Raw genomic sequence first — 18,107 nt, 5'->3', positions numbered from 1 at the left:
TGACCCCGCCCCCCTCCCCCATCCGGAGAAGAACGCCGTGACTACTGCGATCACCGCGGCGGACCCCGCACGCGCAGGCTCCACCCGTACACGACGCTTCTACCAAATACCGATCACCCCCACCGATCCGCCGTACGATGACGACCCGCAAGCCGGGACCTGGGTCACACGCCCACCAGCCGGGCCCGCGGCAACGGCCGCCCCGGTTATCGGAGCAGCAGCCCCGGTCGTCCTCGCGCTGCCCCACACCGACCACGGCGATCAGCGGCAACACACGGCCAGGAGCACAGCAGAGAGCCAAAAGCAGTGCGATCATGTTCTTTTCGCGCGTGGGCTTCCTGCTGGATCCGGGGTTCCCGCCGGGTCGGCGCTACCGATCCGGGAGGTCCGGGAGGCTCACGTCCCCGAGTCGCTGGTACAAGCCCTACCAGGCCCTGGGCGCACCGATGCCCCCGGCAGCCGGACGATCCCCTCGGCCCGCGCCGCGGCCACTGTCGTCGTCCGGGCCATTGTCGAGGCCGTGACCGGGATCCGGCCCGTCGCGCACCTTGCCGCCTGGACTTCTCCGCAGGTGCAGGCGGACCTCGAACGACTCGTCGCCGACAACGTCCGGCATCGGCGCCACACCCTTCGCTGCCTGCGGGTGTGCGAGCCTCGCGAAGGGATCGCCGAGGTTGCCGCGGTGATCACCCGGGGCGAGCGGGTGTCCGCTCTTGCCCTCCGTATGGAGACCTCCGGCAGTCGCTGGCGGGTCACGGCGCTGCAGACCGACGCCCTTCGGCGCAGTTCAGGGACAGCAGGGGCAGCCCGGACGGGTGCTGCTCCGTCCAGGCGCGCCTGACCCGGCCGATTGGCAAGCGCCTGAGATCCCACCGATCGACATCGGACGACGTTACCTAAAGTCGTCGGGCGTTACCCAGAGCCGTCAGGCGGGGTGTAGCTCAGGACGTCAGATGGTGCTGCGATGCGCGGGGTCTCCGTGGCAACGCTTGTATTTGCGCCCGGAGCCACACGGGCAGGGCGCGTTACGGGCCGGACGGCCACTACCGGCGGTGGCCGACGACTCCACACCGCGCTCCCCGATCACACTCCCGGAGGCCCGGGTTGTCACCGACTCGGATCCACCGTCCGCCGACGGCGCCGTGTAGCGAAGATCATCGGTGGGACGGCGCGGCTCCAGACCCTTGACGAACACTGGCGGCGGAGCGGACGTCGGCTGACCACCCACGGTGTTCGCGGCAGCGGCGGTCACCTCCTGAACAGCCGCAGGACGACCGGTCCCACCTGCTGCCTGCGCCGCGCCATCCACAGGGGTGATCGTCGGGGCGGCCGACGGGCTGCCGGCCTCGGGAACCGCGGAATCCGCGGAATCCGCGGCCGGAACCTGCACCTCGGCGTTGAACAGCAGCCTGACCGACTCTTCCTTGATACCTTCCATCATGGTCTGGAACATGTCGTAGCCCTCACGCTGGTACTCGACCAGCGGGTCACGCTGCCCCATTGCCCGCAGACCGATTCCTTCCTGCAGGTAGTCCATTTCGTACAGGTGCTCGCGCCACTTCCGGTCGAGAACCGCGAGCACGACCCGGCGCTCCAGTTCCCGCATGAGCGGATTACCGTCCGGACCCACGCCCAGCGTGTCCTCACGCCGGTCATACGCGTCGTACGCGTCGCTCTGCAGGTCCTCGATCAGGGTTTCAGCCGTCAGCCCCTCACGCTCGTCCGGCAACGGAACCTCCACGCCGATCTGGTACAGCTCGCCCAGACCGGACCAGAGTGTGTCGAGATCCCATTCCTCGGGATATCCTTCCGCCGTCGCGCCGCGAACGTACGCCTCCACCGTGTCGTCGATGAAATGACGGACCTGTTCGTGCAGGTCGGCCCCTTCGAGAACCTTCCGGCGCTCCTCGTAGATAACGGTGCGCTGCTTGTTCATCACCTCGTCGTACTTCAGGACGTTCTTGCGTATCTCGAAGTTCTGGCCTTCGACCTGTGTCTGCGCGGAACGAATCGCACGGGTGACGATCTTCGATTCGATCGGCACGTCCTCGGGAATGTTGAGCCGGTCCATGATGCCCTCGACGGCCGCGGCGTTGAACAACCGCATGAGGTCGTCGCCCAGCGACAGGTAGAACCGGGACTCCCCGCGGTCGCCCTGGCGGCCGGCTCGTCCACGCAGCTGGTTGTCGATACGGCGGGACTCGTGGCGTTCCGTACCCAGGACGTACAACCCGCCGAGCTCCAAGACCTCCTCGTGCTCGGCACCGACCGACGCGCGAGCCTTCTCCAGCGCCTCCGGCCAGGCCGCCTCGTAGTCCTCCGGGGTGTCGATCGGGCTCAGGCCACGCTGCCGCAGTTCCGCCTGGGCGAGAAACTCGGGGTTGCCGCCGAGCATGATGTCAGTACCACGCCCAGCCATGTTGGTGGCGACGGTCACGGCGCCCTTACGCCCCGCCTCGGCAATGATCACGGCCTCGCGCTCGTGCTGCTTGGCGTTGAGCACCTCGTGCTTCACACCGCGCTTGGTCAGCTCCTTGGACAGGTATTCCGACTTCGCCACGCTGGTCGTGCCGACAAGTACCGGCTGGCCGTTCTCGTTGCGCTCGGCGATGTCGTCGACGACCGCGCTGAACTTGGCGACCTCGGTCTTGTACACGACATCGGGCTGGTCGGCCCGGATCATCGCCTTGTTCGTGGGAATCGGCACGACACCGAGTGTGTAGATCTGGTGGAACTCCGCCGCTTCCGTCATCGCGGTCCCGGTCATCCCGGACAGTTTGTCGTAGAGGCGGAAGTAGTTCTGCAGCGTGATCGTGGCCAGGGTCTGGTTCTCCTGCTTGATCTCGACCTTTTCCTTGGCCTCGATCGCCTGGTGCATGCCTTCGCTGTAACGTCGACCGTGCAGCACGCGACCGGTGAACTCGTCGACGATGAGAACCTCGCCGTCCGTGACAATGTAGTCCTTGTCCCCGCGGTAGAGCTCCTTTGCCTTCAATGCGTTGTTGAGATAGCCGACCAGCGGGGTGTTCACCGATTCGTAGAGATTGTCGATACCGAGTTGGTCCTCCACCTTCGCCACCCCGCTCTCGGTGATGGCCACCGTCCGCTTGCCCTCTTCCACCTCGTAGTCGACGTCTTTCACCAGTGTCGGGGCGATACGGGCGAACTCGGTGTACCAGCGGGTCGGATTATCCGCCGGTCCGCTGATAATCAGCGGCGTCCTGGCCTCGTCGATCAGAATCGAGTCGACCTCGTCGACGACGGCGAAGTTGTGCCCGCGCTGCACAAGCTCCTCACCGCTCCAGGACATGTTGTCCCGCAGGTAGTCGAAGCCGAACTCGTTGTTGGTGCCGTAGGTGATGTCGGCCTCGTACTGCTGGCGGCGGACCGCCGGTGGCATCTGGGGATGAATCACACCGACCGTGAGCCCGAGAAAGCGGTGCACCCGGCCCATGTTCTCCGCGTCACGCTGCGCCAGGTAGTCGTTGACGGTGATAACGTGCACGCCCTTGCGGGACAACGCGTTCAGGTAGGCCGGAAGCGTGGAGACGAGAGTCTTGCCCTCACCGGTCTTCATCTCGGCTATGTTGCCCAGGTGCAGGGCCGCACCACCCATGATCTGGACGTCGAAGTGCCGCTGCCCCAGGGTCCGCCGGGCCGCTTCACGTACGGCCGCGAATGCTTCGGGGAGAAGCTCGTCGAGGGTTTCTCCGTCGTCGATCCGCTGCCGGAACTCGTCGGTCATCGAGCGCAGCTCGGCGTCGGTGAGCCCCACGAAGTCATCCTCAAGGAGGTTCACCTGCTCGGTGATGGCCTTGAGCTTGCGCAGAATACGACCCTCGCCGGCACGGAGGATCTTCTCGAGTACCACGGGTAAAACTCCTCGGGCGGCTTGTCGGCTGGGTCACCTACACAACGACACTAGGCTAGACCCCCGGTGCTGATCGATCCTCCCCGCACAGCGAGTCGGACACCCCGTGCGGCAGGTCGGACAACCCGCCGTGCAACCTCGCCCGCCGAAAGAGAATCGATCATACTCTTTCTGCGCCGGGAGGCTGCGCGGGATCGTGCCGCCGGGACCTCGGCTGCCTGTAGATCCTTGCCCGGCTCGACCCGGGGTCCACTCCTCAGAACGTACGGGGACCGCGGCCAGTGCCCAGCCCCCCGGCGTGTCCCGCGGATCCGTAGGCGATCCTGACCGGCATGCCGAAGTTCGACCCAGTGGAGATTACGGCGGGAAGGATCCACCTCCGCCCGTGGACCCCCGCCGACATCGACGACGTTCATGCCGCCTGTCAGGACCCGGACATCCAGCGGTGGACGAGGATTCCCTCGCCCTACACCCGACGGGACGCCGAGGCCTACGTCACCGAGTTCGCGCCCCGAAAATGGGAAGAAGGCCGGGGCGCCCCGTTCGCCGTGCTGGACGCCACGTCCGGGTCGGTGCTGGCCTCCGTGAGCCTGGTGGAGGTGACTGACGATGGCCTGGCCACAGTGGGTTACTGGTGCGCGCCGGGCGCGCGTGGCCAGGGTGTCGTCAGCCAGGCAGTCGGCGTGTTGGGGCGCTGGGCGTTTCAGACCCTGGGTGTCGAGCGGCTGGAATGGACAGCCGGTGTGGGCAACTGGGCCTCACGCCGGGTGGTGGAGAAGAACGGGTTCACCATCGAGGGCACCTTGCGCCGGGGCCTCGTCCTACGCGGTGTCCGGGTCGACTGCTGGATCGGGTCCCTGCTGCGAGACGACCCGCCACCACCATGAGAAGCACGACATGTCCCGATCTGACATATTTTGGGTTTTGGGCGGAGAACCACCCGAGAACTCAGGTGATTTCCAGCAGCTTCTCCCTGACCGCGTAGACCACCGCTTCCATCCGGGAATGCAACTGAAGCTTCTCCAATATGTTACGGATATGATTCTTGACCGTGTTCTCACTGATGAACAACTGCTTGGCGATGTCGCGGTTGTTGAGCCCCTTGGCGACGAGCCGCAGAACCTCCATCTCGCGATCGGTGAGCCTGGGAGTGGGTAGCTGCGGCCGACTGTCCGCCTTTTTGATCATCAGTGCGAACTCGGTGAGGAGCTTCGAGGCCATCGACGGGCTGATCAGGCTCTGCCCCCCGTGCACGGCGCGGATGGCCGCGGCAACCTCGTCGATCGAGATCTCCTTGAGCAGGTACCCCATGGCACCCGCCTTGATCGCGTCGTAGAGGTCACCCTCTTCGTCACTGATGGTCAGCATCACGATCTTTGCGCTGGGTACCGCCTGCTTGATCGCACTGGTCGCGTCGATCCCGCCGCGACGCGGCATCCGGACATCCATAAGGACGATGTCGGGCGCGGTGTCAACCGCCATCGTGACGGCTTCGGAACCGTCCGGCGCCTCACCGACCACCTCGATGTCCTTCTCCTGCTCAAGGACCATCTGCAGGCCACGCCGGAACAGAGCATGATCGTCAACGATGAGCACCCGGATGGGATCCGGTGACGACGGTTCCTCCCCGGGCTGGCGCCCATCCCCCGTCATATGACCTCCCTCGCGTCGCGACGGACTGCCGGTCGGTCAGCCCGTGCTGGTACACAGGCTGACCGACCGGCAACTGAAGACGTCCACGGCAGATGGTCCCACGTCAACTAGACCTGCATGCCTTTACACCGTTACGACCACGTCACGCTCTTGGCCGTAGCAGTCCTTCGGATCTTCCCGTCAGTGACCCGGACAGGACTTCCGGCAGCGCGAAAAAGCATGATCGCGCCATCTTTGGCCCTCAGTGACCCGTACCAGACGCCTCCGGCGGCGCGAAAGAAACATCATCGCGCCGCCTTTGGCCCTCAGACGTGAACCACGGAACCCTCGTCGGGATCCTGACCCTCATCCGCCTCAAGCCGGATCAGCCCGTAGTCGTAGCCACACCGCCGGTAGACGACACTCGGCAAACCCGTACGCACGTCACAGAAGAGGTAGAAGTCATGGCCCACGAGCTCCATATTGGACAACGCGTCGTCGAGAGTCATCGGGGTGGCTCGATGGATCTTCTCACGGACGACAAAGGGTGACGAGTCCGGAACACCGTAATCCGCGTCGCCACTGGCAGCTGCCGAAGCATCGGCAGCGCCGGCGTCCGCACGCTCGCCCGGCAGATCCACCTGCGGAGCAACCACGGATTGTGACGACTGTGCCAGCGAAGCACGACCCGCACCGTTATGACGGATCCGCCTGTCGGCGGCACGCCGTAGTCGTTCTGCGAGCTTCGCCGCGGCCAGATCGAGCGCCGCGTAGGGATCGGCCGCGGCGGCCTCCGCACGGATGACCGGCCCCCGCGAGAACACGGTCAGCTCGACACGCTCACGGACATCCGCCATGCGCGGATTGTGTTCACGAGAGAGCTCCGCATCCACCCGGAACGCCTTGTGATCGAACCTCTCAAGCTTCGCAATCTTGGCTTCGGCATGCTCACGGAACCTTTCGGGAACCGCGGTGTGCCTTCCCTTGACCACGATGTCCACTCGTTTCACCTTTCTGTTGACCGGAAGTTGTGATGACCGGGCAATCCGGACGGATCTGGCCAGATCCCACCTTCCGGTGTCGTGCCGTGCGTCAGGGCTTATCTGCTGCCTCGTTCCTTCCGCTCGGACCCCGGACACCCAGGCCCTCGCCTCGCTTGTCAGTTCCCGCGGTGCCGGTACGGGTGACGACAGTTTTATCCCTCCGGTACCCCGGTCGCAGGCAAACGGACACCTTGGGGCCGGTCATCTCGAGTAGGGCGTCGACGGGCCAACGTAGCGGCGGAGACCGCCACTACCGATACCGGTACCGCACCGGCGCGCAACACCCGCGTGGCCTCGGACAGCGTCGCGCCCGTTGTCACGACGTCGTCGATGACGACGAACAACGGCTCGGGCACCCCACAGCCGTCCCGCCCGCCAGGAACCCCGGACACGAAAGCAGCATGATCGCGCCGTCTTTGGCCCTCCAGGCCATGACGCAGGACGAACGCACCGTCGAGGTTGGTCACACGATCCGTGGCGGTCAAACCCGCCTGATCCGCCACCGGCCTGGCAGACCGCAGCATCGGAACCACCCGCGTCGGCACGCCGGCCCGACACAGCACCCGGGTAGCGCCGTCTGCGAGCCGGCGCACGTGGTCGAACCCGCGCCGGCGCACCGCGGCCCGGGTCGAGGGCACCGGCACGAGAACGACCGGACCGTTGTGTGCCGACATGACCCTGGCCGCGGCCACCGCGCGGGCAAGTGCCAACACAAGCGGGCCGGCAGCGTCCAACCGGCCTCTTTCCTTGAAGGCCAACAGGATCTGGCGACACGAACCGTCGTAAACGGCACCCGCGAAGCACGGCGGCCCCCGCCGCCCCGGGGTGGCCATTTGTCCCGGAGCGGCGAGGAATGCCCGACGATCGACCGCAGCCGAACAAACCGCGCAGACCGCTGAACCCGAACGGCCGCAGCCGGCACAGGTTCGCGGCAGGAGAAGGTCCAGAAGAACCTCGAACGCGGCAGCTATATATGTATTGGGCATGTGTCGCATGGTCACCCCATCGACCTCGGCCTGGCCAACACCTGGTGAATCCTGTGGAAAACCCTCCTGTGGACGACGCCTGCCCGGGCATCCACGATGTACGGGATCCGATCACACGACCTTCCCGTCGACACGGAAAGAAACCATATGGATACTTATAGAGACCGCTGCCGGACTTTCCCGGCTGCCCGACACGCAACATCGTAGATCTGGCACGATCGCACCCGCCGGGTCTGCAGGCGTCCACAAATGCGTGGAAGGTCAGGCCGATCATTGGCAGAGCGGATCCACCCGGACCACGAGTCGGTCACGGTAGTGCGAGTGAGCCGGCCCAGGACATCGCGAGGGGACATCGGCGCGGCCGCCTCCCCTCGGACTACCGAAGGCCTGAAAACGTGAGGAGACCGACATGACCGGTGGACCTGGCTGGAGTGGGCCCCAGCCACCCGGCGGACCGAATCCCGCAGACGGCCAGCAGCAGCCACCATCACCCCCCAGCTGGGGGCAACCACAGCCGCCCTCCGGGTGGAACCAGCAGCCACCACCGTCTGGCGGCTGGAACCAGCCACCCGGATGGAACCCGCCACCGTCCGGCTGGCAGCCACCGCCCCCCGGCTGGGGACAACCACAAGCGGGAGGACCCAGCCAGTGGGGGCCGCTGCCGCAGGCCGAGAAACCGGGAATCATCCCGCTGCGGCCGCTCGCCGTGGGCGAGATACTCGACGGCGTCTTTTCCGCCCTGCGGCGCAGCCCCGGAGCGACGATCGGCCTGACTCTCGGCGCCACCACAGTGGCGCAGATCATCACAATCATCCTGACGGCCATCGGTCAGCGCGGCTCCTCCGGCGTCGCGGTCCTCTGCGGCGTCGTGAACGTGATCATCAACTTTGTCGTCGCCATCGCACTGACGGGAGCGCTCAGCATCGCGGTCAGCGAGTTGACGCTGGGTAGCAAAGTAAAGATCGGAGAGGTACTGCAACGCGTCCGGCCCCGCCTCGCAGGCCTCGCCGGCCTGTCGATCGTAGTGACGCTGCTGACCTTGCTCGGGCTCATCGGGCTGCTCATCGGTGCCGTCTTCGTGGGGGTCGCACTGGTTCTGTCAACCCCTGCGTTCGTCCTCGAAGGCGGAACGATCAACACAGCCATGCGACGCTCGTGGACCCTGGTTCGGGGCGCATGGTGGCGAACCTTCGGAATCCTGCTGCTCACGGGCATAATCGTCACCGTCGTGGTGTCCGTTCTCACCGTCGTGATCGGGGTGGCCTTCGCCGCCGGCGGCGACTCCATGACCGATCCGGTCACCGGCGACCTGACCGGAACGGGTCTTGTGTTCACCGCGATAGTGGACATCATTATCAGTATCGCGATCATGCCGATCATGGCGGGGGTGGTCGTGCTGCTCTACATCGACCGCCGTATCCGGTTGGAAGGGCTCGACATGACACTCGCCCAGGCAGCGCGGGACCGTCGTGCCGCGACCAACCAGGGCTACCGGTAACGGGACTACGAGCAACAGGGCTGTCGGTAAACAGTGGTGATCGGGCCTGCGGTAACCCGCGACGGAGCGGCGGAGGAAGCCCGCCGCGAGCTGTCCAGGACGATCTATCACCAGGCTGAGCCGAGCTGGCCCGAACGTGTGGTGAGCTGGCTCAGCGAGCAACTCACCGACCTGTGGGCCAGCGCCACCCAATCGTCGGGTGGGGGTCTCGGGATCGCAGCCGTCGTCATCGTGGCCGCCGTGGCCGCCGTGGCAGTGTGGCTGCGTCTCGGCCCGGTCCGGCGGCAGGCCCGGACAGCACCGGTCGACCTCGACCTGAGCAGTCCGCTGTCGGCTGCGGCGCTGCGGGCCGAGGCCGACGCCGCAGCCCGTGCCGGTGCGTTCGCCGAAGCGGTGCGGTCACGGTTGCGAGCCGTCGTGCGGATGCTGGAGGAGACAGGAGTGCTGGAGCCCCGTCCGGGGTGTACCGCCGGTGAGCTTGTCACCGAGGTCGGCCGGATCGCCCCCGCTACGACCCCCGCCCTTGCGGCGGCAGTGGTCATATTCAGCGAGATCTGGTATGGAGGACTGGAGGCGTCGGAGGCGTCCTACCGCGCTGTCGTGCAGGCGGACGAGGCACTCACCGGTCTGCGACCACGGGCGGGGACAGGCGGCAGGCCAGCGTCCACGTTCACGGTGCCGGCTTGAACTCCCCGGCTGGCCGAAAGCAGCGCGATCATGCTTCTGGCACGCTGACTTCGGCCCAGATCCCCAGGCCGCTGAGCGCCGCGCGCCGGGGGCTCGACCCGCGAGCACGCCGCGGCGTCCGCGTCGCGGCCGTCCTGATACTGCTGATCATCATCTGTGTGGCGCTGTCGGCCATGATCGAACGATCGAACGGGCGCCCGCTTGATCCGGGGTCGGCCGACCCGACCGGGACCATGGCCTTGGCCCAGCTCCTGCGGGCACACGGCGTCGAGGTCACCTCGACGGACGATCCGACCGAGGCGGTGAGCACACCGGATCCCGCCGACGTCACGATCGTGCTGGCCTACCCGGAGCGAGCCTCCCAGCGGGTGCTCGACACGCTTGTGCATGCGGCCGGCCGGGGCAGCGACGTGGTGCTCTTCGAGCCGGACGCGGTGGTCGTCGGCGCCCTGGGCCTGCCGGTCACCGTCGCCGGTCGCGTCCCATCCGGGACGCCGACGCCGCGGTGCCAGCTGCCCGAGGCCGCCACTGCGTCGGCGGCCACGCTCGGCGGCGGGTCCGGTTTCCAGATCACCGGGCCGGACCCGGCCGGGGTCACCGCCTGTTACCCGGTGGGGTCGGCCTCGACACTGGTCGTCGTGCAGGCGCCGCGAGCGCCGGGCCAGCCGCCGTCACCGGCTCGATCCGGACGGTTCGTCCTGGTCGGCAACGTCGCGTTCATGACCAACGACCACCTGGACGAGCAGGGTAACGGGGCGCTCGCGATCGGGCTGCTGAACCGGCATCGCACCCTGTCATGGGTGGTCCCGCAGCCGGGTGGAGCGGACTCGGTGGCCCGCAAAGGCCTGCTCGACCTGCTTCCCGACCGGGTGCTGCTGGCCTGCCTTCAGCTCGGCCTGGCGGTGGTCGTCCTCGCCCTGTGGCGGGCACGCAGACTCGGGCCACCGGTGCCCGAACCGCTTCCGGTCGTGGTACGCGCGGCCGAGACCGTCGAGGGGCGGGGACGCCTCTACGCCGCCGCGCAGGCCCGGGACCTGGCCGCGGCGACGCTGCGGGCGGCGGAACGCGGACGCCTGACCGAGCGGCTCGGGCTGCCGGCTCAGGCCCGCCCCACCCGTCCCGGTGATGCGGGGCAACCCGAGCCGGACCCGACCGCGCTCGTCGCCTCCGTCGCCACCCGCACAGGGCGGTCACCGGTCGAGATCAGGTCGCTCCTGTACGGTTCCGGGATGAGCCAAGACACCCCGACAACAGGCGGGATGATCCCGACAGAAGGGGTATCGGACGAGGCGCTGGTGGCGCTGGTGGATCAGCTCGACGCACTGGACCGGCAGGTGGCAGCAGGATGAGTGTCCCGGAAACATCCGACGACACCCGGGCAACGGCTTCTTTCGCCGCCGGGCCAGTTGGCACCGTGCCATCGACTGCCGTGCCATCGACTGCCGTGTCGCCGGGTGCCGGACCGGTCAACGCCGGTCCCGGAGCCCGGGTACCCGGAGCCCAGGTACCCGGAGCCGAAGTGCCGCCCGTCCGGACCATCCCGAGTGATCCGGAAACGGCCCGCCGGGCGCTGATCGCACTGCGCGAGGAGGTGGCCAGGGCCGTGGTCGGTCAGGACGCCGCCGTCAGCGGCCTTGTCGTAGCGCTGCTCTGCCGCGGTCACGTGCTGCTCGAAGGCGTCCCGGGAGTCGCCAAGACCCTGCTGGTGCGGGCTCTCGCCGCGGCGCTGTCCCTCAATACCAAGCGGTTGCAGTTCACCCCCGACCTGATGCCCGGGGACGTCACCGGGTCGCTCGTCTACGACGCCCGGACGTCGCTGTTCACCTTCCGGGAAGGGCCGGTGTTCACGAACCTGCTGCTTGCGGACGAGATCAACAGGACGCCTCCGAAGACCCAGGCCGCGCTGCTGGAGGCGATGGAGGAACGCCAGGTCAGCGTTGAGGGGGCGCCACGCCGGCTGCCGGTGCCGTTCACGGTCGTCGCCACGCAGAACCCGATCGAGCACGAGGGCACCTATCCGCTCCCCGAGGCGCAGCTCGACCGGTTCCTGCTCAAACTCACCGTGCCACTGCCACCGCGGGAGGACGAGATCGGGGTCCTCGCCCGCCACGCGTCCGGTTTCGACCCGTCCGACCTGGACGCCGCCGGGATCCGGCCCGTCGCCGGACCGCCACAGCTCGCCGTCGCCCGCGATGGCGTCCGCGGCGTGCAGGTCCGTCCGGAGGTACTCGGCTACATCGTCGATCTCGCCCGGGCCACCCGGGCGGCGCCCTCCGTGCAGCTGGGCGTGTCGCCCAGGGGAGCGACCGCGCTGCTGGCCACGACCCGGGCCTGGGCGTGGCTGTCCGGGCGGGAATATGCCACCCCAGACGACGTCAAGGCGCTGGCCCGTCCCACCCTGCGGCACCGGATCTCGTTGCGGCCCGAGGTCGTACCCGACGGCGTCACCACGGACACCGTCCTCAACCAGGTGCTGGCCACCGTGCCCGTCCCGCGGTGACGCACGGTGGCAATCACCGGACGAGCCGCCGGGTTCGCCCTTGCCGGCGTGTTCGCCGTGCTGCTCTCCCCCGTCCCGGGGGTGACCCTGGTGCTGGTCAACACCGCGCTCGTGCTCGCGCTGGTCGCGGACGTCGTGCTCGCCGGAAGCGTGCGGACGCTTGCGTTCACCCGTTCCGGTCCGACGCGGTCGCGGCTGGGTGAACCGGTGCCGCTCGTCCTCGCCGTCACCAACACCGGACGGCGCAGGATCCGGGCCCTGGTCCGCGACGCCTGGCCGCCGTCGTCCGGCGCCGAGCCCCGGGTCCTTCACGTGACGGTCCCGGCCGGGCAGCGACGGTTCTGCGAGATCGTCCTGCACCCCACCCGGCGGGGGGAACGCCACCCGTACCGCATCACGGTCCGTTCGCTGGGGCCGCTGGGTCTCGCCGGCCGGCAGGGCCGCCACCATGCGCCGTTCCAGGTGCGGGTGCTGCCCGCATTCACGTCCCGGCGGCACATTCCGGCTGCTTTCGCGCGCCTGCAAAAGATCGAGGGTAACGTCACACTGCGTATCGGCGGGCAGGGTTCGGAGTTCGACAGCCTCCGTGACTACGTTCCGGGTGACGACGTCCGCATGATCGACTGGCGGGCCAGCGCGCGGCGCGGCACGGTGGCAGTCAGATCGTTCCGGCCGGAGCGGGACCGCCGGGTCATCTGCGTCCTGGACACCGGGCGGACCAGCGCCGGCCGCATCGGTGACACCCCTCGTCTCGACCACGCGATGGACGCCGCCCTGCTGCTCGCGACCGTGGCCGCCCGCGCCGGGGACCGTATCGGACTGCTCGCGCACGACACCACGGCCCGGATCACCCTGCCGGCGGCGGGCGGAGGGGATCCGGTGGTCCGCATCAGCGCGGCGATGGCGCTGGTGGAACCCGTACTGGCCGAGGCCGACCACCACGCGATCGTCTCGTCGGTGCTACGTACCGCCGGGCGGCACTGCCTGGTGGTGCTGTTCACCGAGCTCGCGCCCGCGGTCATCGAAGAAGGTCTGCTGCCGGCGCTGCCGGCGCTGACCGCCCGGCACACCGTCGTCGTCGCGGCGGTGAGCGACCCACGCCTGACCGAGCTCGCGGCCGGCCGGGGTGACGTGCGTGCGGTCTACTCCGCCGCGGCGGCCGGGCAGGCGCTGCTGCGCCGGCGCCAGCTCGCCGGGCTGCTGCGCCAACGCGGTGCGCAGGTCGTGGACGCCTCACCGTCGACCTACGCGGTAGCTGTCACCGACGTCTACCTGACGCTCAAGTCCACCGGAGGCCTGTGAGAGCCGAAAGCCGAAGACGGCACAGCCATGATCTTTTGTGCTGCCTTCGGCCCGCTGGAGCGCCGGTCAAATAGTACAAATCCCGTCCACAGCCACCCGCACAGACCATGATCTAAGCGAATTTGTTGCCGTGTACACTTTTTGGCCATATTAACGTACGCATCGACAGACTCGCGCCAATCTTCCGGGTGGCCAGCACTCATCGACGCATGCCACCGTTCGCCGGGCCACGCATAGTTACATGATCGACATCCTAGGCGGTCGGTGCGAGGTCCGCGGAGAGCTCCTTGTCCAGGTCGCCGGACTCGCCCATGGCCACGGCATGGCTGCCGTAGACCCGGATGTAACCAACGAACATCACCAGGGCGAACACGCCGACACCGATCCGGACTCCGACCGGCAGGGACGACGGCGTCACGAACGCCTCGATCAGGCCGCTGACCGCCAGCGCAACCGCCAGCCCGAGCGAGATCACAACAGCGGCTCGGCCCTCGGCTGCCGCTGCCTCCACCCGTCGGCGCGGACCCGGATCGATAATCGACCAGCCCAGCCGCAGACCGACCCCACCCGCGATGAAGACGACGGTCAATTCCAGCATTCCGTGCGGCAGGATCAGGGTGAAGAACTGCGACGACTCGCCACAGCTAGCCATGTAACCGCCGACGATCCCCAGGTTGACGGAGTTGAACAGCAGCACCGCCAGGGTCGGCAGGCCCAGCAGTGCGCCGAAGGCAATGGCCGACGCGGCCACCCAGGCGTTGTTCGTCCATACCTGTGCAGCAAACGAGGACGCGGGATTCTCCGAGTAGTAGTGGGCGAAGTCGGTCCGGCACAGTTGCTGCACCTCGGCCGGCGGAAGCAGGCCGCTGTAGGCGGCCGGGGTGTGCACCACCCACAGGCCGAGCGCCACGGCGACCGCGAGCGAGGCCCCGCAGGTAGCCAGGAACCACATACGCCTCGCATACACTGCCGCCGGAAACGTGACGGCGAAGTACCTGCCGACAACATGCCAGCTCGGGTCCCGCGTGCCGACGACAACGGAACGTGCCCGAGTGACCGTGCCGGCGAGGCTATCGACCAGAACCGGGTCCGGACCGCGGCTGCGGATCACCGACAGGTGGGTCGCAACCTTCTGGTAGAGCTCCACAAGCTCGTCGAGCTCCCCCGCGGACATCCGGCGGGGCCGCGCCGCGCGCCGGACGAGATCCTCCAGGCGGGCCCACTCGGCACGATGGAGGCCGACGTACGCATCAAGATCCATTCGTACCGCCTCCCACCACACCCGGTACCCGGCAAACGTCACTACCCGGCACACGTCGGACGGGCGGAAACAGCTGAATGGATGATAATGGGAGGCCGATGTCTCAGGCGATCGCGGGATCCCCATGCCTCCGGCTACACCTCCCGGGGCCTCCGGCCGTACCTCTCGCCGCCTCCGGCCACACGGGAAGAACCATGATCGCACAACCTTCGGTCGGGTCGGGATGCCGTCACCGGACACCTACCGAACATTCACGGAACGGGACGAGCGTGACCAGGATCGCAACCACCGGGATCGGAGCCACAGCATGAGCCGATTCGTCACCGGTGAGGCGGTCACGATCGACCTGCGGGTCGCCCGGCTCGGCTCACGGATCATCGCCGGCCTCATCGACCTCGCCCTTCAGGCGGTCGTGCTTGTCGTCACCGCCTGGGCTGCCTTCGGAGTCGTCGCCCCGGATGACGACGCGCTGGCATCCGCGGTCTATCTGGCCGTCGTGGTACTGGTTGTGGTCGGCTACCCGGTCACGGCGGAAACGGTCTGGCGGGGACGCAGCATCGGGAAGGCAGCCATGGGGCTGCGGGTCGTGCGGGATGACGGCGGGCCGGTCCGGTTCCGCCACGCGTTCGTCCGCGCCCTGCTCGGCGCCGTGGTCGAGCGGCCCGGTGCGCTGCTGGCAATCCCAGGAATGATCAGCATGCTGGTCTCCGGGCAATCCAAGCGGCTTGGGGATCTCCTCGCCGGAACGGTCGTCCTCCAGGAACGCATCCCGCACGGCAAAGCAGTGCCCGTGACAATGCCGCCGCAGCTTGCCGGCTGGGCCAGCACCCTCGACCTGTCCTCGTTCGAGGACGCCCTGGCGCTTGCGGTACGCCAGTTCCTCAACCGGATCCAGGAGCTGTCACCACAGACATGTGAGCGGATCGGTAACCAGCTCGCCGCGTCGGTACACGCCGTCGTCACCCCCCCACCGCCACCGGGTACCCATCCCTGGGCGTACCTGTCGGCGGTACTTGCCGAACGCACCGCCCGCGCGCAGCGATGCGCCGAGCACACCGCACGGTGGCAGTTTGCCGGCGCACCCCCGACACAGCCGGCGCAACCGTGGGGGGCCCAGCAGCAGTGGGGGGCCCAACAGAAGGCAGCCCAGCCATGGGCGGCCCAACCGTGGACGACACAGCCGACCGGTCCGGGCGGCGATGTGGCCGAGGCCCCGGCGCCGGGGCCTTTCGTTCCCCCGAGCTGACCTGGTCTGCCGCAGGGCAAGCCTGCCGCAGACCAGGACTGCTCCTGGATCAGGAGCCGTGCTCCCAGGAGTTGAGGTACGCCTCCTGAGCCGGCGTGAGGACGTCGATCGCGAGACCCATGGTCTCCAGCTTGAGTCGCGCGACCTCCTTGTCGATCTCAACCGGGACGTCGTGGACGCCCGGGGCCAGCGACTGCCAGTTCTTCGTCAGCCATTCCGCGGTCAGCGCCTGGTCGGCGAAGGACATATCCATGACCGCCGCCGGGTGACCCTCCGCGGCCCCCAGGTTGACCAGCCTGCCCTCGGCGAGCAGCAGCAGGCGTCGACCATCGGCCAGCACGTATTCGTCGGTCTGGTGACGCACCCGGCGCGGGCCGGCAACGGCCAGCTCGGACAGCGCCACGATGTCGATCTCGATGTCGAAGTGCCCCGAGTTCGCGAAGATCGCGCCCTCTTTCATGGCCTCGAAGTGCTCGCGGCGCAGCACGTCCCGGTTGCCGGTGACGGTGATGAACACGTCACCGATGGCGGCAGCCTCGATCATCGGCAGGACGCGGAACCCGTCCATCGCCGCGTCCAGCGCCTTGGTCGGGTCGATCTCGGTGACGATCACGTTGGCGCCCAGCCCCTTGGCCCGGGACGACACGCCCCGGCCGCAGTACCCGTAGCCGGCGACGACGACGGTCTTGCCGGCGAGCAGGGTGTTGGTGGCGCGGAAGATCGCATCCAGCGTCGACTGGCCGGTGCCGTACCGGTTGTCGAACATGTGCTTGGTGTCGGTGTCGTTGACCGCCACCATCGGGAAGCGCAACGCACCGTCCTTGGTCATCTGACGCAGCCGGATGACTCCGGTGGTCGTCTCCTCGCACCCGCCGCGTATACCCGGGAGCACCTCGGTACGGGTTGTGTGCAGCGTGTTGACCAGGTCGCAGCCGTCGTCGAAAACGTAGTGGGGGGCACCGTCCAGCGCCGCATTGATGTGCGCGTAGTAGCCGTCACGATCCACACCGTTGCGAGCGAAGGTGGGGATGCCGTACTCGGCAACCAGCGCGGCCGCGGTGTCGTCCTGCGTGGACAGCGGGTTGGACGCGCACAGCGCGAGCTGCGCTCCACCGGCGGCAAGCGCCCGCATGAGGTTGGCGGTCTCGGTCGTCACGTGCATGCAGGCAGCGATCTTCGCCCCCTCGAACGGGCGCTCGACGGCGAAGCGGTCGCGGATCTGACGGAGCACTGGCATGGACCAGTCCGCCCACTCGATACGTGTCTTGCCCTGCTGGGCGAGCGCAAGGTCGGCGATGTCGTTCTTGGGCAGCTCTGCCATCGAACTTCTCCTCTCAAGGGGCTGCGGACCCCGGGAAAGGGGAGACCGCGAACGCGGACGAACCACGGACGAACCACGAACCTCGGATCATTGGAGCGACCGGCAACAGGAGTGCTCTGAAACGACGTTACGACATCAGCCCTTGCGATCCGGTCTTCGCCTCCTCGAGCTCGACACGCGGCCGCTCTCGGGAAGATCATACAGATCGGCCACGGAAAGTCACAAATAGTCACAGCGGTGGGGTGAGGGGACGGTGCCCGGCGGTCTGGCAGTCCGGACAGGGCCGCGTCGACCTGATCTGGCACGGCTCCCCACCCAGGCTCGCAGCCTGGATCACACCCACCCGCCCCATACCCTCACAGGTGGGGCAGAGCATGTTGACCTCACGCGTGACCGGCTCGGGCCCGTCACCGGAGGCCGCCCCAGGGCTCACCGGGTACGTCCCGCGACGTTACCCATCCCGTCACAGGTCCCGCAACGAACCATACGGTTCATACTGAAACCACCGTCGGCGTCCTGGCCGGCGAAGAACTTCGGCACCTCACCCGTACCGCGGCAGGTCGGGCACAGCTGTCTGCCCTCACCGCCGGAGCCACCGTCACGGCCGCCTGCGCGCAAGCCGTCCCGGTCCCCGTTCTTACGACCCATCGCGTTGTCCGCCTCCGCGGCATTGCGGAGTAGTTCCTTGCCCACGGAACCACTTTACGCAACACGATAAACACGGACCGGACATCCGAGACCTTCGACCTCGGACAGACCA

General features: G+C 67.8%; 15 protein-coding genes. 8 read left to right on the top strand and 7 right to left on the bottom strand.

Going from position 1 to position 18,107, the window contains the following annotated elements:
* Window positions 1-841 (top strand): Rv3235 family protein (locus CV1CTNOD_RS05540; protein WP_207386209.1); only part of this gene is annotated, 841 nt, incomplete at its 5' end.
* A gap of 108 nt (window positions 842-949) precedes the next feature.
* Here the strand turns inward: CV1CTNOD_RS05540 and secA are convergent.
* A complete protein-coding gene (secA, locus tag CV1CTNOD_RS05535) occupies window positions 950-3,871 on the bottom strand; it encodes a preprotein translocase subunit SecA (RefSeq protein ID WP_131785079.1) in 2,922 nt (973 codons plus the stop codon).
* A 332-nt stretch (window positions 3,872-4,203) separates the two neighbouring features.
* On the opposite strand from secA, the gene CV1CTNOD_RS05530 reads away from it, so the two are divergent.
* Window positions 4,204-4,758 (top strand): GNAT family N-acetyltransferase, encoded by a 555-nt coding sequence (locus CV1CTNOD_RS05530; protein WP_131785078.1) that lies wholly within the window; start codon window positions 4,204-4,206, stop codon window positions 4,756-4,758.
* Window positions 4,759-4,819: 61 nt separating this feature from the next.
* On the opposite strand, the gene CV1CTNOD_RS05525 is transcribed toward CV1CTNOD_RS05530, so the two are convergent.
* The 3 genes from CV1CTNOD_RS05525 to CV1CTNOD_RS05515 all read right to left on the bottom strand — a co-directional run bounded on the left by CV1CTNOD_RS05525 (window position 4,820) and on the right by CV1CTNOD_RS05515 (window position 7,280).
* Window positions 4,820-5,524: a response regulator gene (locus CV1CTNOD_RS05525; RefSeq protein ID WP_131785077.1), complete on the bottom strand. Its 705-nt coding sequence runs from the start codon at window positions 5,522-5,524 to the stop codon at window positions 4,820-4,822.
* 305 nt (window positions 5,525-5,829) lie between these two features.
* Complete coding sequence (hpf, locus tag CV1CTNOD_RS05520) at window positions 5,830-6,504, bottom strand: ribosome hibernation-promoting factor, HPF/YfiA family (protein ID WP_165485324.1); 675 nt, start codon at window positions 6,502-6,504, stop codon at window positions 5,830-5,832.
* A gap of 194 nt (window positions 6,505-6,698) precedes the next feature.
* The gene (locus tag CV1CTNOD_RS05515) at window positions 6,699-7,280 is read right to left on the bottom strand and encodes a ComF family protein (RefSeq protein ID WP_207386208.1); all 582 of its coding nucleotides are present in this window, start codon (window positions 7,278-7,280) and stop codon (window positions 6,699-6,701) included.
* Between the two features lie 661 nt (window positions 7,281-7,941).
* Here CV1CTNOD_RS05515 and CV1CTNOD_RS05510 point away from each other — a divergent pair.
* From CV1CTNOD_RS05510 to CV1CTNOD_RS05490, 5 genes are all read left to right on the top strand, one after another.
* Entirely contained in the window at window positions 7,942-9,030 is a 1,089-nt protein-coding gene (locus CV1CTNOD_RS05510; RefSeq protein ID WP_131785076.1) for a proline-rich domain-containing protein, read from the top strand.
* 33 nt (window positions 9,031-9,063) lie between these two features.
* Window positions 9,064-9,717: a DUF4129 domain-containing protein gene (locus tag CV1CTNOD_RS05505; RefSeq protein ID WP_165485323.1), complete on the top strand. Its 654-nt coding sequence runs from the start codon at window positions 9,064-9,066 to the stop codon at window positions 9,715-9,717.
* Window positions 9,714-11,066, top strand: coding sequence for a DUF4350 domain-containing protein (locus CV1CTNOD_RS05500; protein ID WP_242606394.1), 1,353 nt, complete (start codon window positions 9,714-9,716; stop codon window positions 11,064-11,066). Before CV1CTNOD_RS05505 ends, CV1CTNOD_RS05500 begins: the two co-directional genes overlap by 4 nt.
* A 170-nt stretch (window positions 11,067-11,236) precedes the next feature.
* Window positions 11,237-12,217, top strand: coding sequence for an AAA family ATPase (locus tag CV1CTNOD_RS05495; RefSeq protein WP_131785084.1), 981 nt, complete (start codon window positions 11,237-11,239; stop codon window positions 12,215-12,217).
* Between the two features lie 6 nt (window positions 12,218-12,223).
* Window positions 12,224-13,519 (top strand): DUF58 domain-containing protein, encoded by a 1,296-nt coding sequence (locus CV1CTNOD_RS05490; RefSeq protein WP_131785074.1) that lies wholly within the window; start codon window positions 12,224-12,226, stop codon window positions 13,517-13,519.
* A 253-nt stretch (window positions 13,520-13,772) separates the two neighbouring features.
* On the opposite strand, the gene CV1CTNOD_RS05485 is transcribed toward CV1CTNOD_RS05490, so the two are convergent.
* A complete protein-coding gene (locus CV1CTNOD_RS05485; RefSeq protein WP_131785083.1) occupies window positions 13,773-14,780 on the bottom strand; it encodes a stage II sporulation protein M in 1,008 nt (335 codons plus the stop codon).
* 307 nt (window positions 14,781-15,087) lie between these two features.
* Between CV1CTNOD_RS05485 and CV1CTNOD_RS05480 the strand changes: the two genes are divergently transcribed.
* Window positions 15,088-16,026: an RDD family protein gene (locus CV1CTNOD_RS05480; RefSeq protein ID WP_131785073.1), complete on the top strand. Its 939-nt coding sequence runs from the start codon at window positions 15,088-15,090 to the stop codon at window positions 16,024-16,026.
* Between the two features lie 49 nt (window positions 16,027-16,075).
* Here CV1CTNOD_RS05480 and ahcY read toward each other — a convergent pair whose 3' ends face one another.
* Entirely contained in the window at window positions 16,076-17,347 is a 1,272-nt protein-coding gene (ahcY, locus tag CV1CTNOD_RS05475; protein ID WP_131785072.1) for an adenosylhomocysteinase, read from the bottom strand.
* A gap of 429 nt (window positions 17,348-17,776) precedes the next feature.
* On the bottom strand, window positions 17,777-18,040 hold the full coding sequence (locus CV1CTNOD_RS05470) for a hypothetical protein (RefSeq protein ID WP_131785071.1): 264 nt from the start codon (window positions 18,038-18,040) through the stop codon (window positions 17,777-17,779).
* Window positions 18,041-18,107 lie beyond the last annotated feature (67 nt).

The organism is Protofrankia symbiont of Coriaria ruscifolia (genome assembly GCF_900634745.1).
GTDB lineage: Bacteria > Actinomycetota > Actinomycetes > Frankiales > Frankiaceae > Protofrankia > Protofrankia californiensis.
Note: the sequence above shows the minus strand (reverse complement) of the source record. Positions and strands in the feature narration are given on the sequence as shown.